The organism is Burkholderiaceae bacterium, assembly GCA_024235995.1.
Taxonomy (GTDB): Bacteria; Pseudomonadota; Gammaproteobacteria; order Burkholderiales; family Burkholderiaceae_C; genus Ottowia.
This window is the reverse complement of sequence record JACKLI010000001.1, coordinates 2,653,375-2,673,468: the sequence shown is the minus strand read 5'-3', so window position 1 is coordinate 2,673,468 and position 20,094 is coordinate 2,653,375. Positions and strand designations below refer to the sequence as shown.

26 protein-coding genes are annotated in these 20,094 nt (G+C 69.0%); 15 read left to right on the top strand and 11 right to left on the bottom strand.

Annotated elements, in window-relative coordinates:
- From folK to H6927_12795, 4 genes are all read left to right on the top strand, one after another.
- Complete coding sequence (gene folK, locus H6927_12810) at window positions 1–492, top strand: 2-amino-4-hydroxy-6-hydroxymethyldihydropteridine diphosphokinase (GenBank protein ID MCP5218976.1); 492 nt, start codon at window positions 1–3, stop codon at window positions 490–492.
- Entirely contained in the window at window positions 489–851 is a 363-nt protein-coding gene (locus H6927_12805; GenBank protein ID MCP5218975.1) for a DMT family protein, read from the top strand. Before folK ends, H6927_12805 begins: the two co-directional genes overlap by 4 nt.
- 88 nt (window positions 852–939) lie before the next feature.
- The gene (locus H6927_12800; GenBank protein MCP5218974.1) at window positions 940–1,587 is read left to right on the top strand and encodes a DUF47 domain-containing protein; all 648 of its coding nucleotides are present in this window, start codon (window positions 940–942) and stop codon (window positions 1,585–1,587) included.
- Window positions 1,587–2,597 carry an inorganic phosphate transporter gene (locus H6927_12795; protein MCP5218973.1) on the top strand — a complete coding sequence of 337 codons (1,011 nt, stop codon included), beginning with the start codon at window positions 1,587–1,589 and terminating at the stop codon, window positions 2,595–2,597. Before H6927_12800 ends, H6927_12795 begins: the two co-directional genes overlap by 1 nt.
- Before the next feature lie 5 nt (window positions 2,598–2,602).
- On the opposite strand, the gene H6927_12790 is transcribed toward H6927_12795, so the two are convergent.
- On the bottom strand, window positions 2,603–3,061 hold the full coding sequence (locus H6927_12790) for a hypothetical protein (protein ID MCP5218972.1): 459 nt from the start codon (window positions 3,059–3,061) through the stop codon (window positions 2,603–2,605).
- Between the two features lie 187 nt (window positions 3,062–3,248).
- On the opposite strand from H6927_12790, the gene rpsP reads away from it, so the two are divergent.
- Together rpsP and rimM are read left to right on the top strand one after the other, a co-directional pair.
- Window positions 3,249–3,509, top strand: a complete 261-nt coding sequence (gene rpsP, locus H6927_12785; protein MCP5218971.1) for a 30S ribosomal protein S16 — start codon at window positions 3,249–3,251, stop codon at window positions 3,507–3,509.
- A gap of 10 nt (window positions 3,510–3,519) precedes the next feature.
- Window positions 3,520–4,089 (top strand): ribosome maturation factor RimM, encoded by a 570-nt coding sequence (gene rimM, locus H6927_12780; GenBank protein ID MCP5218970.1) that lies wholly within the window; start codon window positions 3,520–3,522, stop codon window positions 4,087–4,089.
- On the opposite strand, the gene H6927_12775 is transcribed toward rimM, so the two are convergent.
- The 5 genes from H6927_12775 to H6927_12755 all read right to left on the bottom strand — a co-directional run bounded on the left by H6927_12775 (window position 4,083) and on the right by H6927_12755 (window position 8,654).
- Window positions 4,083–4,382 (bottom strand): septum formation initiator family protein, encoded by a 300-nt coding sequence (locus H6927_12775; protein MCP5218969.1) that lies wholly within the window; start codon window positions 4,380–4,382, stop codon window positions 4,083–4,085. The genes rimM and H6927_12775 overlap by 7 nt on opposite strands.
- Before the next feature lie 43 nt (window positions 4,383–4,425).
- Window positions 4,426–5,712, bottom strand: coding sequence for a phosphopyruvate hydratase (eno, locus tag H6927_12770; GenBank protein MCP5218968.1), 1,287 nt, complete (start codon window positions 5,710–5,712; stop codon window positions 4,426–4,428).
- Between the two features lie 101 nt (window positions 5,713–5,813).
- Window positions 5,814–6,104: a DUF1330 domain-containing protein gene (locus H6927_12765; GenBank protein MCP5218967.1), complete on the bottom strand. Its 291-nt coding sequence runs from the start codon at window positions 6,102–6,104 to the stop codon at window positions 5,814–5,816.
- A gap of 10 nt (window positions 6,105–6,114) precedes the next feature.
- Window positions 6,115–6,972 carry a 3-deoxy-8-phosphooctulonate synthase gene (gene kdsA / locus H6927_12760; GenBank protein MCP5218966.1) on the bottom strand — a complete coding sequence of 286 codons (858 nt, stop codon included), beginning with the start codon at window positions 6,970–6,972 and terminating at the stop codon, window positions 6,115–6,117.
- The gene (locus H6927_12755; GenBank protein ID MCP5218965.1) at window positions 6,969–8,654 is read right to left on the bottom strand and encodes a CTP synthase; all 1,686 of its coding nucleotides are present in this window, start codon (window positions 8,652–8,654) and stop codon (window positions 6,969–6,971) included. The genes kdsA and H6927_12755 overlap by 4 nt, the downstream gene beginning before the upstream one ends.
- A gap of 91 nt (window positions 8,655–8,745) precedes the next feature.
- Between H6927_12755 and coaBC the strand changes: the two genes are divergently transcribed.
- From coaBC to H6927_12740, 3 genes are all read left to right on the top strand, one after another.
- Window positions 8,746–9,987, top strand: coding sequence for a bifunctional phosphopantothenoylcysteine decarboxylase/phosphopantothenate--cysteine ligase CoaBC (gene coaBC / locus H6927_12750; GenBank protein MCP5218964.1), 1,242 nt, complete (start codon window positions 8,746–8,748; stop codon window positions 9,985–9,987).
- A complete protein-coding gene (gene dut, locus H6927_12745) occupies window positions 9,984–10,430 on the top strand; it encodes a dUTP diphosphatase (GenBank protein ID MCP5218963.1) in 447 nt (148 codons plus the stop codon). The genes coaBC and dut overlap by 4 nt, the downstream gene beginning before the upstream one ends.
- Window positions 10,431–10,569: 139 nt before the next feature.
- On the top strand, window positions 10,570–11,043 hold the full coding sequence (locus H6927_12740; GenBank protein ID MCP5218962.1) for a glycine zipper 2TM domain-containing protein: 474 nt from the start codon (window positions 10,570–10,572) through the stop codon (window positions 11,041–11,043).
- Between the two features lie 62 nt (window positions 11,044–11,105).
- On the opposite strand, the gene H6927_12735 is transcribed toward H6927_12740, so the two are convergent.
- Window positions 11,106–11,630 (bottom strand): FKBP-type peptidyl-prolyl cis-trans isomerase, encoded by a 525-nt coding sequence (locus tag H6927_12735; protein MCP5218961.1) that lies wholly within the window; start codon window positions 11,628–11,630, stop codon window positions 11,106–11,108.
- Window positions 11,631–11,686: 56 nt separating this feature from the next.
- Here H6927_12735 and H6927_12730 point away from each other — a divergent pair, with 56 nt between their 5' ends.
- The 3 genes from H6927_12730 (at window position 11,687) to H6927_12720 (ending at window position 13,842) form a co-directional block, all read left to right on the top strand.
- Window positions 11,687–12,814 (top strand): cupin domain-containing protein, encoded by a 1,128-nt coding sequence (locus H6927_12730; GenBank protein MCP5218960.1) that lies wholly within the window; start codon window positions 11,687–11,689, stop codon window positions 12,812–12,814.
- On the top strand, window positions 12,801–13,310 hold the full coding sequence (locus H6927_12725; GenBank protein ID MCP5218959.1) for a hypothetical protein: 510 nt from the start codon (window positions 12,801–12,803) through the stop codon (window positions 13,308–13,310). Before H6927_12730 ends, H6927_12725 begins: the two co-directional genes overlap by 14 nt.
- A gap of 184 nt (window positions 13,311–13,494) precedes the next feature.
- Window positions 13,495–13,842: a hypothetical protein gene (locus H6927_12720; protein MCP5218958.1), complete on the top strand. Its 348-nt coding sequence runs from the start codon at window positions 13,495–13,497 to the stop codon at window positions 13,840–13,842.
- Between the two features lie 79 nt (window positions 13,843–13,921).
- On the opposite strand, the gene H6927_12715 is transcribed toward H6927_12720, so the two are convergent.
- From H6927_12715 to H6927_12700, 4 genes are all read right to left on the bottom strand, one after another.
- Complete coding sequence (locus H6927_12715; protein MCP5218957.1) at window positions 13,922–14,698, bottom strand: MBL fold metallo-hydrolase; 777 nt, start codon at window positions 14,696–14,698, stop codon at window positions 13,922–13,924.
- A gap of 24 nt (window positions 14,699–14,722) precedes the next feature.
- Window positions 14,723–15,817 (bottom strand): outer membrane protein assembly factor BamC, encoded by a 1,095-nt coding sequence (gene bamC, locus H6927_12710; protein MCP5218956.1) that lies wholly within the window; start codon window positions 15,815–15,817, stop codon window positions 14,723–14,725.
- 97 nt (window positions 15,818–15,914) lie between these two features.
- A complete protein-coding gene (locus H6927_12705; protein ID MCP5218955.1) occupies window positions 15,915–16,811 on the bottom strand; it encodes a 4-hydroxy-tetrahydrodipicolinate synthase in 897 nt (298 codons plus the stop codon).
- A gap of 56 nt (window positions 16,812–16,867) precedes the next feature.
- On the bottom strand, window positions 16,868–17,440 hold the full coding sequence (locus H6927_12700) for a class I SAM-dependent methyltransferase (GenBank protein MCP5218954.1): 573 nt from the start codon (window positions 17,438–17,440) through the stop codon (window positions 16,868–16,870).
- Between the two features lie 96 nt (window positions 17,441–17,536).
- Here H6927_12700 and H6927_12695 point away from each other — a divergent pair, with 96 nt between their 5' ends.
- The 3 genes from H6927_12695 to H6927_12685 are packed head-to-tail and all read left to right on the top strand — an operon-like array spanning window position 17,537 to window position 20,084.
- Window positions 17,537–19,501: a type IIA DNA topoisomerase subunit B gene (locus H6927_12695; GenBank protein ID MCP5218953.1), complete on the top strand. Its 1,965-nt coding sequence runs from the start codon at window positions 17,537–17,539 to the stop codon at window positions 19,499–19,501.
- A 36-nt stretch (window positions 19,502–19,537) separates the two neighbouring features.
- The gene (locus H6927_12690; GenBank protein MCP5218952.1) at window positions 19,538–19,855 is read left to right on the top strand and encodes a BrnT family toxin; all 318 of its coding nucleotides are present in this window, start codon (window positions 19,538–19,540) and stop codon (window positions 19,853–19,855) included.
- Window positions 19,821–20,084, top strand: coding sequence for a BrnA antitoxin family protein (locus H6927_12685; protein ID MCP5218951.1), 264 nt, complete (start codon window positions 19,821–19,823; stop codon window positions 20,082–20,084). Before H6927_12690 ends, H6927_12685 begins: the two co-directional genes overlap by 35 nt.
- Window positions 20,085–20,094 lie beyond the last annotated feature (10 nt).

The window sequence follows — 20,094 nt, the reverse complement described above, 5'->3', positions numbered from 1 at the left end:
ATGGAGCGCGCGCCGGTCACCGCCTTCATCGGGCTGGGCGCCAACCTGGGTGACGCGGCGGCCAGCGTGCGGCAGGCCGTGCAGGCCCTGGCGGGCTGGCCCGGCACGCTGGCCTGCACCGCCTCGCGCCTGTACCGCAGCGCGCCGGTCGAGGCCACGGGGCCCGAGTACATCAACGCCGTCGTGCGCCTGGACACCACCTTGACCGCGCCCGCGCTGCTGCAGGCCCTGCAGGCCATCGAGGCGGCGGCCGGGCGCCAGCGCCCGTACCGCAACGCCCCGCGCACGCTCGACCTGGACCTGCTGCTGTACGGCGCGGCTCGCATCGACAGCGCGCGGCTCACCGTGCCGCACCCGCGCTGGCGCGAGCGCGCCTTCGTGCTGCGGCCGCTGGCCGAACTGGCGCCGCGGCTCGTCCCGGCGGCCATGCTGCAGGCCGTGGCCGACCAGCCCTGCGAGCCGCTGGGGCCCACGTTGGAGCAACACGCATGAGTGGGTTCACCTCGCTTCCCATCGCGGCGCAGACCGTGCTGCTCCTGATCGCCAGCAACGCCTTCATGACCATGGCCTGGTACGGCCACCTGAAGAACCTGAGCTCGGCGCCGTGGTACGTGGCCGCCCTGCTGAGCTGGGGCATCGCGCTGTTCGAGTACCTGCTGCAGGTGCCGGCCAACCGCATCGGCCATCAGCAGTTCAGCGTGGCGCAGCTCAAGATCATGCAGGAGGTGGTCACGCTCACCGTGTTCGTGCCCTTCGCCTGGCTGTACCTGGACCAGCCGCCCAAGCTGGACTACCTGTGGGCCGCGCTGTGTCTGGTGGGCGCAGTCTATTTCGTGTTTCGCGGCCATTGAGCCCGAACGCGGGCGTTAAACTTCGAAACCAGCACCGACACGACATCCTCGGACGCGCACGCGTCATCCGCCGAGAAAGAAACCCATCATGCTGTTCAGCAAGCTCTTGCCCAGGGAGGGCAATTTTTTTGAGCTCTTCAATCAGCACGCCGATTGCATCGTCCAGGCGGCGCAGGCCTTCGAGAAGCTGGTCGCCAACTACGCCGACCCGCTGCTGCGCGAGAAGTACAACCACGAGGTGGACCGCGCCGAGCGCGCCGCCGACAAGGTGACGCACGAGGTCAGCCGGCTGATCCACACCACCTTCATCACGCCGATCGACCGCGAGCAGATTCACGCGCTGATCAACATCATGGACGACGTGGCCGACCTGCTGCAGGACTCGGCCGAGACCATGGCGCTGTACGACGTGCATCACATGACCAGCGAGATGATTCGGCTGACCGATCTGTCGGTCAAGTGCTGCGAGCGCGTGCAGGCCGCCGTCAGGCTGCTGGGGCGCATCGGCGACCAGGCCGTGGCCGAGCAGGCACTGAAGGTGTGCGCCGAGATCGACGAGCTCGAGTCCGACGCCGACCGCGTGATGCGCAGCGCCATGAGCCAGCTGTTTCGCCACGAGCCCGACGTGCGCGAGCTGATCAAGCTGCGCGCCATCTACGAGCTGCTCGAGACCGTCACCGACCGCTGCGAGGACGTGGCCAACCAGATCGAAGGCATCGTCCTCGAAAACTCCTGATGGAAGTTGCTCAAGTCGCCCTGTGGGTGGTCGTGCTGCTGGTGGTGTTGGCGCTGGCGTTCGACTTCATGAACGGCTTTCACGACGCCGCCAACTCGATCGCCACCGTGGTCTCCACCGGCGTGCTGCGGCCGACGCAGGCGGTGGTGTTTGCCGGCTTCTTCAACATCGTCGCCATCTTCGTGTTCCACCTGAGCGTGGCCGCCACGGTGGGCAAGGGCATCGTCCATCCGGGCGTGGTCGACGTGCACGTGGTGTTCGGCGCGCTGATCGGCGCCATCGTCTGGAACCTCGTGACCTGGTACTACGGCATTCCCAGCAGCTCATCGCACGCGCTGATCGGCGGCATCGTGGGGGCGGTGATGGCCAAGTCGGGCTCCGGCGCGCTGGTGGTGGGCGGCATCCTGAAGATCGTGGCCTTCATCTTTGTCTCCCCGCTGCTGGGCTTCCTGCTGGGCTCGCTGATGATGGTGCTGGTGGCCTGGATCTTCCGGCGCGTGCGGCCCAAGCGCGTGGACCGCTGGTTCCGGCGCCTGCAGCTGCTGTCGGCCGGCGCCTACAGCCTGGGCCATGGCGGCAACGACGCGCAAAAGACCATCGGCATCATCTGGATGCTCCTGATCGCCACCGGCTACAGCAGCGCCACGGCGGCCGAGCCGCCGATCTGGACCATCGCCGGCTGCTACCTGGCCATCGGCATGGGCACCATGTTCGGCGGCTGGCGCATCGTCAAGACCATGGGCCAGAAGATCACCAAGCTCAAGCCGGTGGGTGGTTTTTGCGCCGAGACGGGCGGGGCCTTGACCTTGTTCCTGGCCACCGCGCTGGGCATCCCGGTGTCGACCACGCACACCATCACCGGCGCCATCGTCGGCGTGGGCTCCACCGAGCGGGCCTCGGCGGTGCGCTGGGGCGTGGCCGGCAACATCGTCTGGGCCTGGATCCTGACCATTCCGGCCAGCGCCTTCGTGGCCGCCGTGGCGTACTGGCTGAGCTGGCAGTTGTTCTGACGGTCCTAGTCGGCGGGCTGCTGCGACATCTTGCGCGCCTCGTCGATCTGGTACTCGTAGAAGTGCTGCAGGCTGAAGGCGATCGACGCCATCAGCACCCCGGTGCCCACCAGCAGCGACGTGGCCACGCCCAGCACCGTCAGCCAGTTGGTGCGGCCGGCCGCTGCGGCGGGCTCGGCCCGCGGGTTGTGGCGGGCGTTCCATTTTTCGGGCGCCATCAGGCCGTAGACGATGGCCGTGAGCGAGCAGGCGGCAAAGGTGAAGCCCAGGCATGGAATCAGCAGCCAGCTCCAGCGGTCGTCCAGGCCGTACTGCTGCACGCGTTCGATGCCGTACAGGCCCAGTGCCGTCGGGATGGGCAGCAGCCAGCCCAGCCAGTCGCCCAGGCCCTTGAGATAAAAGCGGTGCAGGCCCAGCGGGCCACCGACAAAGGCCAGCCAGGTGGCGAGGGTTTTGTTCTTCATGGAGCGGACGCAACGGCGAAGTCCGTTGGGGTGACGACGAAAAAGCTATAATCATAGGCTCTTCGATGTGTCGCTGGCCGGGTGGCCATGTCGCGTGTCTCAGCATCGGGGAAAGCCTGCAGGCAGGCGCCGGCCCATCAAGGCCGGGGCGGTGTGCAGGTCAACCACCCACAGGATTCAAACCAACATGGTCGTGATTCGTCTTTCCCGCGGCGGCGCCAAGGCCCGCCCGTTCTTCAACATCGTCGTCGCCGACAAGCGCGTGCGCCGCGATGGCCGCTTCATCGAGCGCATCGGCTTCTACAACCCCGGCGCCGTCGAGGGCGAGGAAGGCCTGCGCATCGCGCAGGACCGCCTGAGCCACTGGCGTGGCGTCGGCGCGCAGCCTTCGCCCACGGTCGAGCGCCTGATCAAGCAGGCCGCCAAGGCCGCTCCCGCGGCCGCCTGACCGCCGCCGCATGAACCCCGGGCTGGAGCCGGCCACGCTGCCGGCCGATGCGGTCGAAGTGGGCCGCATCCTGGATGCCTGGGGGGTCCAGGGCTGGTTCAAGGTCCAGCCCTACAGCGCCTCGCCCGAGGCGCTTTTTTCGTGCCGGCAGTGGTTCCTGCTGCCACCCGAGCGCGGTGCCAGGGGCGTGGTGACCGCGCCCGTCCAGCTGTCCATCCGCCAGGCGCGCGGCCACGGTGATGGCGTGGTGGCCAGCGCGCAGGGGTTCGGCGACCGCAGCGCCGCCGAGGGCCTGAAGGGCGCGCGCATCTTCATCGCGCGCTCGGACTTTCCGCCCTTGCCCGAGGGCGAGTACTACTGGGTCGACCTGATCGGCCTGCCGGTGCGCAACCGCGAGGGCGTGGCGCTGGGCGAGGTGGTCGATCTGATGTCCACCGGCCCGCAGCAGGTGCTGGTGGTGCACCAGGCGCAGGGCGCGGCGCGTCCCATCGAGCGCCTGATTCCCTTCGTGGACGCCTACGTGGACGAGGTCGATCTGCCGGCGCGGCGGGTGCTGGTCGACTGGCAGCCGGACTACTGACGTTTGGGGGGCGAGGGCGCCCCGTTGACCTGCACGAAGATTTCGTTGGGCCGCACCATGCCCAGTTCGGTGCGTGCCTTTTCCTCGACCGTGCCCAGGCCCGCCCGCAGGTCGGCGACCTCGGAGGCGAGCTGGTCGTTGAGCAGCTTGGCCTTGGCGTTGGCGGCGGTCTGCTCGTCGAGCGTGCGCTGCAGCCCCGCCACCTCGGGCAGGCTGCCGCGGCCGAACCACAGCTGCCCGTGCACCACCCCCAGCAGCGCCACCAGCACGACCGGAACGATGCGTTGCGCCATGTCTGCCTGTGCTGTGGGGTGCGACGCGCGGCGGGCCGGTGCCTCAGCGCAGGTTGTAGAAGGCCGCGCGGCCGGGGTACTGGGCCATGTCGCCCAGGTCTTCCTCGATGCGCAGCAACTGGTTGTACTTGGCCATGCGGTCCGAGCGGCTGAGCGAGCCGGTCTTGATCTGGCCGGCGTTGGTGCCCACGGCGATGTCGGCGATGGTGCTGTCCTCGGTCTCGCCCGAGCGGTGGCTGATGACGGCCGTGTAGCCCGCGCGCTTGGCCATTTCGATGGCCTGGAAGGTCTCGGTCAGCGTGCCGATCTGGTTGATCTTGATGAGGATCGAGTTGGCGATGTGCTTGTCGATGCCTTCCTTCAGGATCTTGGTGTTGGTGACGAACAGGTCGTCGCCCACCAGCTGCACCTTGTCGCCCAGGCGCTCGGTGAGCGTCTTCCAGCCGTCCCAGTCGCCCTCGGCCATGCCGTCCTCGATGCTGATGATGGGGTACTTGTCGACCCAGGTGGCCAGCATGTCGGTCCACTGCTGGGCGCCGAGCTTCAGGCCGCCTTCGCCCTCCAGCACGTACTGGCCGTCCTTGAAAAACTCGCTGGCGGCGCAGTCCAGGCCGATGGCGATCTGCTCGCCGGCCGTGTAGCCGGCGGCCTCGATGGCCTGCAGGATGAGCTGGATGGCGGCCTCGTGGTTTTCGACGCTGGGGGCAAAGCCGCCTTCGTCGCCCACTGCCGTGCTCATGCCCTTGCCGTCGATGATCTTCTTGAGCGCGTGGAACACCTCGGCGCCCCAGCGCAGCGCCTCGCGGAAGGAGGGGGCGCCCACCGGGATGATCATGAACTCCTGCAGGTCCAGGCTGTTGTTGGCGTGCGCGCCGCCGTTGATGACGTTCATCATGGGCACGGGCAGCTGGCAGCCGTTCATGCCGCCGAAGTAGCGGTACAGCGGCAGGCCGGACTCCTCGGCCGCCGCGCGGGCCACGGCCATGGACACGGCCAGCATGGCGTTGGCGCCCAGGCGGCTCTTGTTCTCGGTGCCGTCCAGCTCCAGCAGGGTCTTGTCGAGGAAGGCCTGCTCGGAGGCGTCCAGGCCCAGCACGGCCTCGGAGATCTCGGTGTTGATGTGCTCCACGGCCTTGAGCACGCCCTTGCCGCCGTAGCGCTTGGCGTCGCCGTCGCGCAGCTCGATGGCCTCGCGCGAGCCGGTGGAGGCGCCGCTGGGCACGGCGGCGCGGCCCATGATGCCCGACTCGAGCAGCACGTCGCACTCGACGGTGGGGTTGCCGCGGCTGTCCAGCACTTCGCGGCCGACGATGTCAACGATGGCACTCATGGGTTCCAATCCTCGGGATCAACGATTTTGATGGTAAATGGCTGCAGCGCTTGTTCCATAAGCGCCATCAACTATGAAATATATAGTATTTGCGGGGTTTTTCAAGCACCTTCGACCACCACCAGCCGCATGATGGCGGCGCCTTCGCGAGCCTGGCGCGCGCGGGTGTACTCGGGCGAGTCGTGAAAGGCCTTGGCCGCCTCGAAGCTGGGAAATTTGAGGATCACCGTGCGCCCCGGGTTCCAGTCGCCTTCCAGCACCTCGACCTTGCCGCCGCGCACGCACACCTCGGCGCCGTGCACGCGCATGGCCTCAGTGCTCCATTTGCGGTATTCCTCGTACTGCACGGGGTTGGTGACGGTGACGGAGGCGATGATGTAGCCGCTGGGCATGGATGATCCTTCAGGCGGAAAAGTCGTTTTCGAGCAAGGGCTGGCGTTTGGTCACGCCGTCGAGCGCGACCAGGGTCTCCAGCAGCGCCTTCATGCGGCCCAGCGGCACGGCGTTGGGGCCGTCCGACAGGGCGTGCGCCGGGTCGGGGTGGGTTTCCATGAACAGGCCGGCCACGCCCACGGCCACGGCGGCGCGGGCCAGCACCGGCACGAACTCGCGCTGGCCGCCGCTGCTGGTGCCTTGCCCGCCGGGCAGCTGCACCGAGTGCGTGGCGTCGAACACCACCGGCGCGCCGGTCTCGCGCATGATGGCCAGGCTGCGCATGTCGCTCACCAGGTTGTTGTAGCCAAAGCTGGCGCCGCGCTCGCAGGCCATGAAATTGTCCGTTGGCAGGCCTTTTTCGGCCGCCGCCGCGCGCGCCTTGTCGATCACGTTCTTCATGTCGTGCGGCGCCAGGAACTGCCCCTTCTTGATGTTGACCGGCTTGCCCGACTGCGCCACGGCGCGGATGAAGTCGGTCTGGCGGCACAGGAAGGCGGGGGTTTGCAGCACGTCGCAGACCTGGGCCGCGGCGGCGATGTCGTCCTCGGTGTGCACGTCGGTCAGCACCGGCACGCCCAGCTCCTTCTTGATCTTGGCGAGGATGGCCAGGCCTTTGTCGCGGCCCGGACCGCGAAAGCTGGTGCCGCTGGAGCGATTGGCCTTGTCGAAGCTGCTCTTGAAGATGAAGGGCACGCCCAGGCTGGCGGTCATTTCCTTCAGCTGTCCGGCCACGTCCATCTGCAGCTGCTCGGACTCGATCACGCAGGGGCCGGCGATCAGGAAGAAGGGCTTGTCCAGGCCGGCCTCGAAGCCGCAGAGTTTCATGCCGCCACCTTTGGCGGGTTGGTCTTGGCCGCGGGCGCGCGCAGGTCCTGGTGCGCCAGCGCGGCCTTGACGAAGGCGTTGAACAGCGGGTGGCCGTCCCAGGGCGTGCTCTTGAACTCGGGGTGGAACTGCACGCCGATGAACCAGGGGTGCACGGCCTGCGGCAGCTCGACGATTTCGGTCAGGTGCTCGCGCTGGGTCAGCGCCGAGATCACCAGGCCGGCCTGGCGCAGCTGGTCGAGGTACTGCACGTTGGCCTCGTAGCGGTGGCGGTGGCGCTCGGTCACCACGTCGCCGTAGATCTGGTGCGCCAGCGTGCCGGGCTGCACGTCGGAGCTTTGCGCGCCCAGGCGCATGGTGCCGCCCAGGTCGGAGCTGGCGCTGCGCGTCTTGATGGTGCCGTCGGCATCCTTCCACTCCGTGATCAGCGCGATCACGGGGTGCTGGCACTGCGGGTCGAACTCGGTGCTGTTGGCGCCGGCCAGGCCGGCCACGTCGCGCGCGTATTCGATGGTGGCCACCTGCATGCCCAGGCAGATGCCCAGGTACGGCACCTTGTTCTCGCGGGCGTAGCGGGCGGTGGCGATCTTGCCCTCGATGCCGCGTGCGCCGAAGCCGCCGGGCACCAGGATGGCGTCGTACTTGGCCAACTGGGCCGCGCTGGCGGCGGTGATGGTTTCGGAGTCGACGTGCTCGATGCGCACGCGGGCGTGGTTTTGCATGCCGGCGTGGCGCAGCGCCTCGTTGACCGACTTGTAGCTGTCCGACAGGTCGACGTACTTGCCCACCATGGCAATCGTCACCTCGCGCTGCGGGTGCTCCACCTCGTGCACCAGCGCGTCCCAGCGCGCCAGGTTGGCGGGCGGTGTGTTCAGGCGCAGCTTGTCGCAGATCAGGCCGTCCAGGCCCTGCTCGTGCAGCATGCGCGGCACCTTGTAGATGGTGTCCACGTCCCACATGCTGATCACGCCCCATTCGGCCACGTTGGTGAACAGGCTGATCTTCTCGCGCTCGTCCTGCGGAATGCGGCGGTCGGCGCGGCACAGCAGGGCGTCGGGCTGGATGCCGATCTCGCGCAGCTTCTGCACCGTGTGCTGGGTGGGCTTGGTCTTCAGCTCGCCGGCTGCTGCTATCCAGGGCAGGTAGGTCAGGTGGACGAAGGCGCTGTGGTTGGGCCCCATCTTCAGGCTGAGCTGGCGCACCGCCTCCAGAAAGGGCAGCGACTCGATGTCGCCCACGGTGCCGCCGATCTCGACGATGGCCACATCCACGGCAGTGGGCGTGCCCACGCCGGCGCCGCGCTTGATAAAGTCCTGGATCTCGTTGGTGACGTGCGGAATCACCTGCACCGTCTTGCCCAGGTAGTCGCCGCGGCGCTCTTTCTCGAGCACGCTCTGGTAGATCTGCCCGGTGGTGAAGTTGTTGCTGCGCTTCATGCGCGTGGTCACGAAGCGCTCGTAGTGGCCCAGGTCCAGGTCGGTCTCGGCGCCGTCGTCGGTGACGAACACCTCGCCGTGCTGGAACGGGCTCATCGTGCCCGGATCGACGTTGATGTAGGGGTCGAGCTTGATGAGGGTGACGTTCAGGCCGCGCGACTCGAGGATCGCGGCCAGGGAGGCCGAGGCGATTCCCTTGCCCAGGGAAGACACCACACCGCCGGTGACGAAGACGAATTTGGTCATGTCAGAGGCGCAAGGCGTGCGCCTGCGCTCGGTGGGAAATTCCAATTATAGGAGCGCACCGCCGCGCCCGCGGTTTGCTACATTGCGCGCCATGAATGCAAACCCCAATGCCGGCGAGCTGGCCGGCCGCCGCATCGTGCTGGGCCTGTCCGGCGGCGCGGCCTGCTTCAAGGCGGCCGAACTGTGCCGCGGGATGGTCAAGGCCGGCGCCCTGGTGCAGGTGGTGATGACCGAGGCCGCCTGCCAGTTCATTACCCCCGTGGCCATGCAGGCGCTGTCGGGCCAGCCCGTATATACCTCGCAGTGGGATGCGCGGCCCGACAACAACATGGCGCACATCAACCTCACCCGCGCGGCCGACGCCGTGCTGGTGGCGCCGGCCAGCGCCGACTTCATCGCGCAGCTGGCGCAGGGGCGGGCGGGCGAGCTGCTGGCGCTGCTGTGCCTGGCGCGGCCCATCGAGCGCGTGCCGCTGCTGCTGGCGCCGTCGATGAACCGCGAGATGTGGGCGCACCCGGCCACGCAGCGCAACGTGGCGCAGGTGCAGCGCGACGGCGCGCAGATGCTGGGCGTGGCCTGGGGCGAGCAGGCCTGCGGCGAGACCGGCGACGGCCGCATGCTGGAGGCCGACGAACTGCTGCAGGAGCTGATTGCCGCCCTGGCGCCCAAGGCGCTGGCGGGCCAGCAGGTGCTGATCACCGCCGGGCCCACCTTCGAGGCGATCGACCCGGTGCGCGGCATCACCAACCGCTCCAGCGGCAAGATGGGTTTTGCCATTGCGCGGGCCGCGCGCGAGGCCGGCGCGCAGGTCACGCTGGTGGCCGGCCCGGTGGCCCTGCCCACGCCGCGCGGCGTTCGCCGCGTCGACGTGGTTTCGGCGCGCGATATGCACCTGGCCGCGATGGAACATGCGCAGGATGCTAATATTTTCATAGCAACGGCGGCGGTGGCCGACTGGCGCCCGGCCACGCAGGCGGAGCAGAAAATCAAGAAGGACGGCTCGGGCGTGGTGCCGCAAATGGACTTCGTGGAGAACCCCGACATCCTGGCCGAGGTGGCGCATTCGGCGCGCGCGCAGGCGGGCGATCTGTTTTGCGTCGGCTTTGCCGCCGAGAGCGAAAACCTGCTGGCCAACGCCCAGGCCAAGCGCGCGCGCAAGGGCGTGCCGCTCTTGGTGGGCAACATCGGCCCGGCCACCTTCGGCCAGGACGACAACGCGCTGCTGCTGGTCGATGACGAAGGTGCCATCGAACTGCCGCGCGCCAGCAAGCGCGTGCTGGCGCAGCAGCTGGTGGCCGAGATTGCGCGGCGCGTGTCGGGGTGGTCGGCATGAAGATCGATGTGCGCATGCTGGACGAGCGCCTGCGCGCGCAGCCACCGGCCTATGCCACGCCGGGCAGTGCGGGGCTGGATCTGCGCGCCTGCCTGCAAGCGCCGCTGGTGCTGGCGCCCGGCGCCTGCCAGCTGGTGCCCACTGGCCTGGCCGTGCATCTGGCCGACCCGGGCTATGCCGCGCTGATCCTGCCGCGCTCGGGCCTGGGGCACAAGCACGGCATCGTGCTGGGCAACGGGGTGGGCCTGATCGACAGCGACTACCAGGGCGAGCTGATGGTGAGCGCCTGGAACCGCGGAGCAGCGGCCTTCACCATCGAGCCGATGGAGCGCATTGCGCAACTGGTCATCGTGCCGGTGCTGCAGGCCGAGTTCAACTGGGTCGATGGTTTCGAGCCCTCCGCGCGCGGGCAGGGCGGCTATGGCTCCACCGGCCGCGGTTGAGTCCATTACGATTTGAAGCGATTGCGCCGACTTCTTCATGCGGCCTTGGTCGCCGCCACACGCTGTTCGTGCGTTAATCCATCAGACGCCGCGCCCGTGGTGGCTGTGCGGCAGGTGCAACAAAAATAGGAGCATGGACATGGTCTTTCAACAACGCTGGGTTGCGCTCGTGGGCGCGGCGGTGGCAGCAGCGGCCCTGGCCGGCTGCGCGGCGCCGGGCTACTACCAGCCGGTGCAGGGCGGCTATCCGGCCGGCCAGCCCGCCAACGCCGGCTATGGCTCGTCGTTCGGCCGCGTGGCCGACGTGCGCTTTCTGCAGAGCCAGGGCTCGTCGGGCGTGGCTGGCACGGTGATCGGCGGCGCGGTGGGTGGCCTGGCCGGCCATCAGATCGGTGGCGGCAGCGGGCGCACCGCGGCCACCATCATCGGCGCGGTGGGCGGCGCGCTGGTCGGCAACGCCATCGAGCGCAACAACAGCCGCGGCGGGCAGGGCGTGTACCGCGTCACGGTGCAGATGGACAACGGCGGCACGCGCACCTTCGACTACGTCGATCCGCCCAACGTGCGGGTGGGCGATCCGGTGCGGGTGGAGGGCAACCAGCTGTATCGCTGAGCCCCATCGGTTTCTCCAAGCTCCGGCGCCTTCGGGCGCCGCTTTTTTGGCTGGCGCCTGGGTCAGTGCAGGCGCGGGCTGGCCGGCGCGCTGGCCTGCAGCCGGAAAAAGCCGGTGCCGGCGCTGCCGCGGCCCACTTCGTCCACCGTGGCCTCGCGCACCCGCTCGACCTTCAGGTGCAGGCGCAGGGCAATGCCGGCCAGTGGGTGGTTGCCGTCGATCACCACGTGCTCGGGGTAGATCTCGGTGATGGTGAACAGCGCATCGGGCGATGCGTCGGACACGCTGCCGGCGGGCAGCGAACCGGCCTCCAGCAGCATGCCTTCCTCGATGCCCGGGGGCAGGGCCGCGCGTGCCAGCCAATGCACGCGGGTTTCGTCGTAGTCGCCGAACGCGTTCTCGGGCTCCAGGTTCAGGTGCAAGCGGGCGCCGGCTGCGTGGCCCTGCAGGGCCGTTTCGATGGCGGGCAGCAGGTCATGGCCGCCGACCAGGAATTCGACCGGTTCGGCCAGTTCATCCAGGGTCTCGCCCAGGCTGTCCTTCAGCACCCAGGTGAGCGCCACCACGCATTGAGGGGAAATTTCCATCGCCGGATTGTCGCATCGCAGAACCGGCCGCCCCGATTTCCGTATGCTCGCCACCCATGAACGTCGACCAAGCCCTTGACTTGCTGGGTGGCCTCTCGCCTGCCCAGTTCATGCGCCGCCACTGGCAAAAGAAGCCCTTGCTGGTGCGCCAGGCCATGCCGGGCTTCAAGCCCCTGCTGTCGCGCGCCGAGCTGTTCGCCCTGGCGGCACGCGAGGGCGTGGAGTTGCGCCTGCTGCGCCACGGCGGCGGCCGCTGGGCCCTGCGGCGCGGGCCGCTGCCGCGCCGTGCGCTGCCGCCGCTGGGCCAGCGCGAGTGGACGCTGCTGGTGCAGGGGGTCGATCTGCACCACGCCGGAGTGCATGCGCTGATGCAGCGGTTTCGCTTCGTGCCCGATGCGCGGCTGGACGACGTGATGATCAGCTACGCCACCGATGGCGGCGGCGTGGGGCCGCACACCGACCGCTACGACGTGTTCCTGCTGCAGGCGCATGGCCGGCGGCGCTGGCGCATCGGGCGGCAGAAGGACCAGCGGTTGGTCGAGGGGCTGCCGCTCAAGATCCTGGCCCACTTCGAGCCCGAACAGGAATGGGTGCTGGAGCCCGGCGACATGCTCTACCTGCCCCCGGGCTGGGCGCACGACGGCGTGGCGCTGGGCGAGTGCATGACGTATTCGGTCGGCTTTCGCCAGCCGGCCCGCGGCGAGCTGGCACGCGAGCTGCTGCAGCGGCTGGCCGACGAGGCCAGCGATGCGCTGGGCGACGCGCCCTACCGCGACCCGGGGCAGGGCGCCACCGCCACACCGGGCGCCGTGCCCGAGGCCATGCTGGACTTCGCGCGCGCGGCGGTGCAGCGGCTGGCCGGCGACGAGGACATGCTGGCGATGCTGCTGGGCGAGTGGCTGACCGAGCCCAAGCCCGACGTGTGGTTCGAGGCCGCGCCCGACGCCGGCACCGACCCTGCCCGCGGCCTGCGGCTGGACCGCCGCACCCGCATGATGTACGACGGGCAGCACGTGTTCATCAACGGCGAGGGCTTTCGCGCCAGCGGGCGGGACGCCGAGCTGATGTGCCGCCTGGCCGACGCTCACGTGCTGCCGGCGGCGCAGCGGCGGCGCCTGAGCGCGCCGGCGCGCGGGCTGCTTGCGGAGTGGTTGCAGGCGGGGTGGTTGCATGAGCACGACTGAAGACGGGGGCGTACCGCTGCCGGCCGGGCCTTTCATCGGCCGCGAGAGCTTTCGCACGCGGGTGCGCGAGGGTCTGTCCGCTGCCGGCCGGGCCGGCTGGCGCGAGCTGATCCTGTGCGACGCCAGCTTCGAGGACTGGCCCCTGGGCGAGCGCGCGGTGGTGGATGCGCTGGAGGCCTGGGCGCGCGGCGGCGGCCAGCGCCTGACGCTGCTGGCGCGCCGCTACGACGGGCTGGAGCGGCGCCATCCGCTGTTCGTGCACTGGCGGCGCCAGTGCGCGCACCTGATCGAGTGCCGCGGCGTCCCCACGGCCGACGCGCTGGCCATGCCCAGCGTGCTGTGGTCGCCCGAGTGGGCCTTGGAGCGGCACGAGGTGCTGCGCTCCAGCGGGGTGTGCGGCGACGAGGCGGCGCGGCGGCTGCGCCTGCGCGAACTGCTGGACGGCTGGCTGGAGCGCAGCAGCCCGGCATTTGCTGCAAGCACGTTAGGGTTGTGAAACATTGTCACTTTGTCGTGCCGGCGCATCAGGGTAAGCCATGATTGCCGAGCGTCGTCACTATAATTTTGGGTGCAGGGAAAAGGCTTGGGAGGCTTTTCCCTTCGGCCGATGTGTCCGGCAACCCACCGGGCCGCGCCTTTCAAAATTCCCAGTCATCGATTTCTAGCAAGGAATTCCCAAAATGAACAAGTCGCTCGTTCTGGCCGCCCTGGTGGCCGCCGTTGCCCTGTCTGCCTGCGGCAAGAAGGAAGAAGCCGCGCCCGCGCCGGCTCCGGCTGCTGAAGCGCCTGCCGCTGCTGCCGCCAGCGAAGCGGCCGCCGCTGCCGTCAACGCAGCCTCGGCTGCCGGCGCTGCCGTGACCGAGGCCGCTTCGGCCGCCGGCGCTGCGGTGGACCAGGCCGCCGACAAGGCCAAGGAAGCCGGTGCCGCTGCCGCCTCGGCCGCCGATAAGGCTGCCGACGCCGTCGGCGCCGCCGCTTCGGCTGCCGCCACGGCCGCTGCTGACGCTGCCAGCGCTGCCAAGAACTGATTGGCGCCTGCCGTGGGTGGCCTGCCGGGCCACTCCCATGAAAAAGCCACCCCAGGAGGGTGGCTTTTTCATGGGGGGCTCAAACCGTCAGCCAGTCCAGCCCGGCACGTGTGGCCACGTGCACCTCGTGGGCGGCGCGGCCCAGCGCCTGGGCAAAGCCGGCGCGGGCCCGCTCGGGCTGGTTGTTGCGCTCGCTCAGGTGGGCGGCCACCACGCAGTGCAGCTCGGCGTGGCGCAGCTGCGCCAGGGCCTGCGCCGCCTGTTCGTTGCTCAGGTGGCCCAGCTGGCCGGCGATGCGGCGCTTGAGGAAGTCGGGGTAGCTCGAGCGCGCCAGCAGCGCCGGGTCGTGGTTGCTCTCCAGTTGCAGGGCGTGGCAGCCGGCCAGCTGGGCCAGCGCATGCGGCGTGACGTGGCCCAGGTCGGTCAGGATGCCCAGGCGGCGCGCGCCGTCGCTGCAGCGCAGTTGCAGCGGCTCGCGCGCGTCGTGCGGCACGGTGAAGGGGCTGATCTGCAGGGCGCCGACGGCGACGTCCTGGCCGTCGGCGGCCAGGTGGACGATCGGCTCGAAGCGCGGGTCCTGAATCGCCGCCCAGGTGCCGGCACTGGTCCAGAGGGGAATGCGGTGGCGGCTGGACAGGCCGAGCGCGCAGCCCACGTGGTCGCCGTGCTCGTGGGTGATGAAGATGGCGTCGATGTCGTCCAGCGCCAGGCCGGCGGCGGCCAGGCGCGCCGCGAGCTGGCGCAGGCCCAGCCCGCAATCGACCAGCACCCGGGTGGGGGCGCCGTGGCCGGCGCGGGCCTCGACGAGGGTCGCGTTGCCGGAGCTGCCGCTGGCCAGGCTGCGAAAGCGCAGCATTGCCTTCGATCCGCGCGCCGGGGCCTACTTCAGGTCGTCGGCCAGCACCTTGATGATGCGCTGCGCGTCGCGCTCGGGCACGGCCGCGCCCTGGTTGCCCTGCACCGTCACCAGGCTGCCGCCGCCTTGCGCATGCACGCCGATCTGGTACTGGGCGGCCGGCAGCTGGGTGCTGGCGCCGCCGAACAGCTTGCTGAAGAAGCCGGGCTCCTTCTTCTCGATCGTCGGATCGACGTAGCGCACGTAGTAGATGCCCTTGGCGCGGTCGCGGTCCTCGACGGTGAAACCGGTGCGGTCCAGCGTCAGGCCGACGCGGCGCCAGGCGCGGTCGAAGTCGTCGCTGAGCGCGATGGCGGGAGCGCCGTCCTGGCTGACCAGGCGTGCCTGCGGGCCGGTGGCCGCGGCGGCGGCCGTGGCGCTGGCCAGCGCGGCCTTGGACTGCTCTTGCGTCACGCCCAGGGCCACCATCAGGCGGCGCAGGAACTCGTCTTCCAGGCCGGGGTCGCGCGCGCGCGGCTGCCACACGGTGCTGTCGCGGCGGGCGGAGTTGTAGACCTCCTCCATGCCGCGGTGGGTGATGTAGATGTCGGTGCCGCCCTTGGCGTCGCGCTCGACGCGGACGCGGAACTTGTCGCGCTCGCCGGTGGAGTAGAGCGAGTCGAACACCTTGCCCAGGGTGTTGCGGATGATGTCCTGCGGGATCTTGGCGCGGTTCTCGGCCCAGTCGGTCTCGAGGATGCCGGTGGTCGGGTTGTCGACGGCGATCAGAAAGCCGTTGTCGAGCCAGAAGTCGCGCACCAGGGGCCAGACCTTTTCGGGCGGGCGGTCCACCTGCAGCCAGCGCTCATCGCCGTTGCGCATGTAGTGCACGTCGGCGATGGTGTTGGGCACGGTGGTCTTGGTGGCGCCGGCCGTGGCCGCCTGGCCGGCTTGGTAGCCGCTGGCCGTGACGGTGGCGGGCACGCTGTAGCGCGACTGGCCGGGCAGCTGCGTCAGGTCGGGCGGCACCTCCAGCGGCACGCCGCGGCCGGAGCTGCGGTAGTCGATCTTGTCCGGCTCCAGGCTCGAACAGCCGGCCAGGGCCAGCACCAGCGTGGCCACGATCGGGGCCGCGTGCAGAGGGCGTTGAGCGAACGTCACGTGGAGTGATCCTTTGAGTGAAACCAGGCGTTTGCGCTTGTCTGGCAGGCGCAAGGAGCTATGAAAATGATATCGATCAGAGCAGACCGGCGCTCTTGAGCGCCTGTTCCACCACGGCCCGGTGCTCGGTGGCCAACTCGGTCATGGGCAGGCGCAGCGTGGGGCCGCACAGGCCCATGCGGGCCATGGCCCACTTGACGGGGATGGGGTTGGCCTCGACGAACAGGTGCCGGTGCAGCGGCATCAGCTTGAACTGGATGTCTATGGCGGTGCGGCGGTCGCCGGCGATCGCGGCCATGCACAGCTCGTGCATCAGGCGCGGCGCCACGTTGGCGGTGACGCTGATGTTGCCCTGGCCGCCGCACAGCATCAGCGCCACGGCGGTGGGGTCGTCGCCCGAATACACGGCAAAGCCCTTGGGCACGTCGCGGATCAGCCACTGCGCGCGCTCGATGTTGCCGGTGGCCTCCTTGATGCCGATGATGCCGGGCACCTGGGCGCAGCGCAGCACGGTGTCGTGGTGCATGTCCGCCACCGAGCGGCCGGGCACGTTGTACAGCACCATGGGCAAATCGCCCACGGCCTCGGCGATGGCCTTGAAGTGGCGGTACTGGCCCTCTTGCGTGGGCTTGTTGTAGTAGGGCACCACCTGCAGCTGGCAGTCGGCGCCCACCTTCTTGGCGTAGCGCGCCAGCTCGATCGCCTCGGCGGTGGAGTTGGCGCCGCAGCCGGCCATGATGGGCACGTGGCGCGCGGTGTGCTTGCGCGTCTGCTCGACCGACACGCGGATGATCTCCTGGTGCTCCTCGACGTCGACGGTGGGCGACTCGCCCGTGGTGCCGACCACGCCGATGCAGTCGGTACCCTGCTCGATGTGCCAGTCGATCAGCTTGCGCAGGGTGGGGTAGTCGACGCTGCCGTCTTCGTGCATGGGGGTGACGAGGGCGACGGTGCTGCCGGTGATGGGGGTCATGGGGTCCGGTGGGGTCTGGTCGGATGAAACAAGCATTCTAGGGCCTGCCGGCGGCTTCAGGCGGCGGCCAACGGATGGCGCGGCGGCGGCTTGGCGGCCGGCGCGCGGCCTGGCTCGCGCACCGCCGCGACGCGCTGCACGAAGCGCGCGGGCGCATCGAGAAAGCCGTCCTCATAGGCCACGATGCGCAGACCCTGGCAGGCCTGCAGCAGTTCCCCCGGCTGCAGCAGAAAGTCGGGCCGCGAGGGCTTGCCGACGGTCTCGTTGCCGGCGGCGAAGGTCTCGTAGAGCAGCACGCCGCCCGGCGCGACGCTGCCCACGAGGGTGGGTAGCAGGGGGCGCCACAGGTAGTGGGTGACGACCACGGCGCCGAAGCGGCGGCCGGGCAAGGGCCAGGGGCCGCTTTCGATGTCAGCCTCGATCACCTCGCCCCAGGCGCGCGCGGCGGCCAGGGCGTGCGCATCCCGATCGACCCCCGTGACCGGGTGCCCCAGCTGCGCAAACCAGCGCATGTGACGGCCGCTGCCGCAGGCCACGTCGAGCACCGGCGCGCCGGGTGCAACCAGGGCGGAGAAGCGCCGCACCCAGGGCGAGGGCGGTGCGGCGGAGGCCGAAGGCGAGGGCGTCATGCGAGCGATTGTGCAGGGCCCAAGCCCGTGCAGGATGACACGCAAGACTGTGATTAAAACCAGTAACCGGCCTGGCCGTCGCTAGAATCGCCGCCCATGGCAACCGCATCAACGTATTCCGAAGGCACGATCCGCGTCCTCAAGGGCCTGGAGCCCGTCAAGCAGCGCCCGGGCATGTACACCCGCACCGACAACCCGCTGCACGTCATCCAGGAAGTGATCGACAACGCCGCCGACGAGGCGCTGGCCGGCTTCGGCAAGAAGATCCGTGTGACGCTGCATGCCGACGGCTCGGTCAGCGTCGAGGACGACGGCCGCGGCATCCCGCACGGCCTGCACCCCGAGGAGGGCGCTCCGGTGCTGGAGCTGGTCTTCACCCGCCTGCACGTGGGCGGCAAGTTCGACAAGGGCGCGGGCGGCGCCTACAGCTTCTCGGGCGGCCTGCACGGCGTGGGCGTGTCGGTCACCAACGCCCTGGGCAAGCGCATGGAAGTGGCCAGCCACCGGGAGGGCCAGGTGGCGGCCATGGCCTTCGAGGGCGGCGACGTGGTGCAGGCCCTGCAACTGCGCCCGCAGGGCGAGGGCGACCGCAGGCAGGGCACCACGGTGCGCGTCTGGCCCGACCCGAAGTATTTCGAATCGCCCCAGATCCCCATGGCCGAGCTGGTGCACCTGCTGCGCAGCAAGGCCGTGCTGTTGCCGGGCGTGACGGTGCAGCTGATCGACGAGAAGAAGAAGGACACGCAAACCTGGCAATACAAGGGCGGCCTGCGCGACTACCTGGAGCAGAGCCTGCCGGCCGACGCGGTGATCCCGCTGTTCGAGGGCGAGGGCTATGCCGGCAAGGACGACGACAGCTTTGCCGAAGGCGAGGGCGCCCAGTGGGTGCTGGCCTTCACCGAAGACGGCCACCCGGTGCGCGAGAGCTACGTCAACCTGATCGCCACCACGGCCGGCGGCACGCACGACAGCGGTCTGCGCGATGGCCTGTTCCAGGCCGTCAAGGGCTTCATCGAGCTGCATGCGCTCTTGCCCAAGGGCGTCAAGCTGATGCCCGAGGACGTGTTCGCCCGCGCCAGCTACGTGCTGAGCGCCAAGGTGCTCGACCCGCAGTTCCAGGGCCAGATCAAGGAGCGGCTGAACTCGCGCGACGCGCTGCGGCTGGTGTCCAGCTTCGTCAAGCCGGCGCTGGAGCTGTGGCTGAACGCCAACGTCGAATGGGGCAAGAAGCTGGCCGAGCTGGCCATCAAGGCCGCACAAACGCGCCAGCGCGCCGGCCAGAAGGTGGAAAAGCGCAAGAGCAGCGGCGTGGCCGTGCTGCCCGGCAAGCTGACCGACTGCGAAAGCCGCGACATCGGCTTGAATGAGGTGTTTCTGGTCGAAGGCGACAGCGCCGGCGGCAGCGCCAAGATGGGCCGCGACAAGGAAACCCAGGCCGTGCTGCCGCTGCGCGGCAAGGTGCTCAACACCTGGGAGGTGGAGCGCGACCGCCTGTTTGCCAACACCGAAATCCACGACATCTCGGTGGCCATCGGCATCGACCCGCACGGGCCGGACGACGAGGTGGATTTGGGCAACCTGCGCTACGGCAAGATCTGCATCCTGTCGGACGCCGACGTGGATGGCGCGCACATCCAGGTACTGCTGCTGACGCTCTTCTTCCGCCACTTCCCGCGCCTGATCGACGCCGGCCACGTGTACGTGGCGCGCCCGCCGCTGTTTCGCGTCGATGCCCCCGCGCGCGGCAAAAAGCCCGCCGCCAAGCTGTACGCGCTGGACGAGGCCGAGCTAACGGCCATCCTCGACAAACTGCGCAAGGACGGCGTGCCCGAAGGCAAGTGGAGCGTGAGCCGTTTCAAGGGCCTGGGCGAGATGAACGCCGAGCAGTTGTGGGAAACCACCCTCAGCCCCGACACCCGCCGCCTGCTGCCGGTGCAGGTGGGCGCTTTGGGCCTGGCGCCCACGCAGGAACTGATGACCCGCCTGATGGGCAAGGGCGAAGCCGCCGCCCGGCGCGAGCTGATGGAGCTGCATGGGGATGCGGTGGAGGTGGATGTCTGAACTTCTTTGTTTGTATGTGTTCATAATATACAAACCATGATCGATCTGGCTGCCATCACGGGTTTTGACTGGGACAGTGGCAACGCGCGCAAGAACGACAAACATGGCGTGTCCATGGCGCAGGCGGAGCAGGTTTTTTTCAATGCGCCGCTGCTGTTGCTCAGCGATGAGAGGCACAGCCAGCAAGAGATGCGCTATCACACGCTGGGGCATTGCGATGAAGGCCGGTTGTTGCACCTGACCTTCACGCTGCGCGAGCCAGGCAGCCTGATCCGCGTGATATCCGCCAGAGCCATGCACCGCAAGGAGCGAACCGTTTATGAACAAGCCCGGCAAGAAGATTCCGCGCTTTGACAGCGAGGCCCAGGAGCGTGCCTTCTGGGAAAGCTACGATTCCACCGACTACCTGGATTGGTCGCAGGCCCGGCGCGCAGTGTTGCCCAACCTCAAGCCCACCACCAAGACCATTTCGCTGCGCCTGCCCCAGCACCTGCTCGACTCCATCAAGGCCGCGGCCAACGCGCGCGACGTGCCTTACCAGTCCTTGATCAAGGTGTGGCTGCAAGAGAAGCTGCAGGGATGAGCGCGCGGGC

What these genes read in the sequence shown, in the direction of transcription:
- H6927_12730 (MCP5218960.1), top strand. Translation starts at nt 11,687, where the DNA reads ATGAACGTCGACCAAGCCCTTGACTTGCTGGGTGGCCTCTCGCCTGCC.
- H6927_12685 (MCP5218951.1), top strand. Translation starts at nt 19,821, where the DNA reads ATGAACAAGCCCGGCAAGAAGATTCCGCGCTTTGACAGCGAGGCCCAG.
- eno (MCP5218968.1), bottom strand. Translation starts at nt 5,712, where the DNA reads ATGAGTGCCATCGTTGACATCGTCGGCCGCGAAGTGCTGGACAGCCGC.
- H6927_12735 (MCP5218961.1), bottom strand. Translation starts at nt 11,630, where the DNA reads ATGGAAATTTCCCCTCAATGCGTGGTGGCGCTCACCTGGGTGCTGAAG.
- folK (MCP5218976.1), top strand. Translation starts at nt 1, where the DNA reads ATGGAGCGCGCGCCGGTCACCGCCTTCATCGGGCTGGGCGCCAACCTG.
- H6927_12790 (MCP5218972.1), bottom strand. Translation starts at nt 3,061, where the DNA reads ATGAAGAACAAAACCCTCGCCACCTGGCTGGCCTTTGTCGGTGGCCCG.
- H6927_12755 (MCP5218965.1), bottom strand. Translation starts at nt 8,654, where the DNA reads ATGACCAAATTCGTCTTCGTCACCGGCGGTGTGGTGTCTTCCCTGGGC.
- H6927_12805 (MCP5218975.1), top strand. Translation starts at nt 489, where the DNA reads ATGAGTGGGTTCACCTCGCTTCCCATCGCGGCGCAGACCGTGCTGCTC.
- H6927_12740 (MCP5218962.1), top strand. Translation starts at nt 10,570, where the DNA reads ATGGTCTTTCAACAACGCTGGGTTGCGCTCGTGGGCGCGGCGGTGGCA.
- H6927_12715 (MCP5218957.1), bottom strand. Translation starts at nt 14,698, where the DNA reads ATGCTGCGCTTTCGCAGCCTGGCCAGCGGCAGCTCCGGCAACGCGACC.
- H6927_12700 (MCP5218954.1), bottom strand. Translation starts at nt 17,440, where the DNA reads ATGACGCCCTCGCCTTCGGCCTCCGCCGCACCGCCCTCGCCCTGGGTG.
- H6927_12795 (MCP5218973.1), top strand. Translation starts at nt 1,587, where the DNA reads ATGGAAGTTGCTCAAGTCGCCCTGTGGGTGGTCGTGCTGCTGGTGGTG.
- dut (MCP5218963.1), top strand. Translation starts at nt 9,984, where the DNA reads ATGAAGATCGATGTGCGCATGCTGGACGAGCGCCTGCGCGCGCAGCCA.
- coaBC (MCP5218964.1), top strand. Translation starts at nt 8,746, where the DNA reads ATGAATGCAAACCCCAATGCCGGCGAGCTGGCCGGCCGCCGCATCGTG.
- H6927_12765 (MCP5218967.1), bottom strand. Translation starts at nt 6,104, where the DNA reads ATGCCCAGCGGCTACATCATCGCCTCCGTCACCGTCACCAACCCCGTG.
- rpsP (MCP5218971.1), top strand. Translation starts at nt 3,249, where the DNA reads ATGGTCGTGATTCGTCTTTCCCGCGGCGGCGCCAAGGCCCGCCCGTTC.
- H6927_12720 (MCP5218958.1), top strand. Translation starts at nt 13,495, where the DNA reads ATGAACAAGTCGCTCGTTCTGGCCGCCCTGGTGGCCGCCGTTGCCCTG.
- H6927_12695 (MCP5218953.1), top strand. Translation starts at nt 17,537, where the DNA reads ATGGCAACCGCATCAACGTATTCCGAAGGCACGATCCGCGTCCTCAAG.
- H6927_12775 (MCP5218969.1), bottom strand. Translation starts at nt 4,382, where the DNA reads ATGGCGCAACGCATCGTTCCGGTCGTGCTGGTGGCGCTGCTGGGGGTG.
- kdsA (MCP5218966.1), bottom strand. Translation starts at nt 6,972, where the DNA reads ATGAAACTCTGCGGCTTCGAGGCCGGCCTGGACAAGCCCTTCTTCCTG.
- H6927_12800 (MCP5218974.1), top strand. Translation starts at nt 940, where the DNA reads ATGCTGTTCAGCAAGCTCTTGCCCAGGGAGGGCAATTTTTTTGAGCTC.
- H6927_12705 (MCP5218955.1), bottom strand. Translation starts at nt 16,811, where the DNA reads ATGACCCCCATCACCGGCAGCACCGTCGCCCTCGTCACCCCCATGCAC.
- H6927_12690 (MCP5218952.1), top strand. Translation starts at nt 19,538, where the DNA reads ATGATCGATCTGGCTGCCATCACGGGTTTTGACTGGGACAGTGGCAAC.
- rimM (MCP5218970.1), top strand. Translation starts at nt 3,520, where the DNA reads ATGAACCCCGGGCTGGAGCCGGCCACGCTGCCGGCCGATGCGGTCGAA.
- H6927_12725 (MCP5218959.1), top strand. Translation starts at nt 12,801, where the DNA reads ATGAGCACGACTGAAGACGGGGGCGTACCGCTGCCGGCCGGGCCTTTC.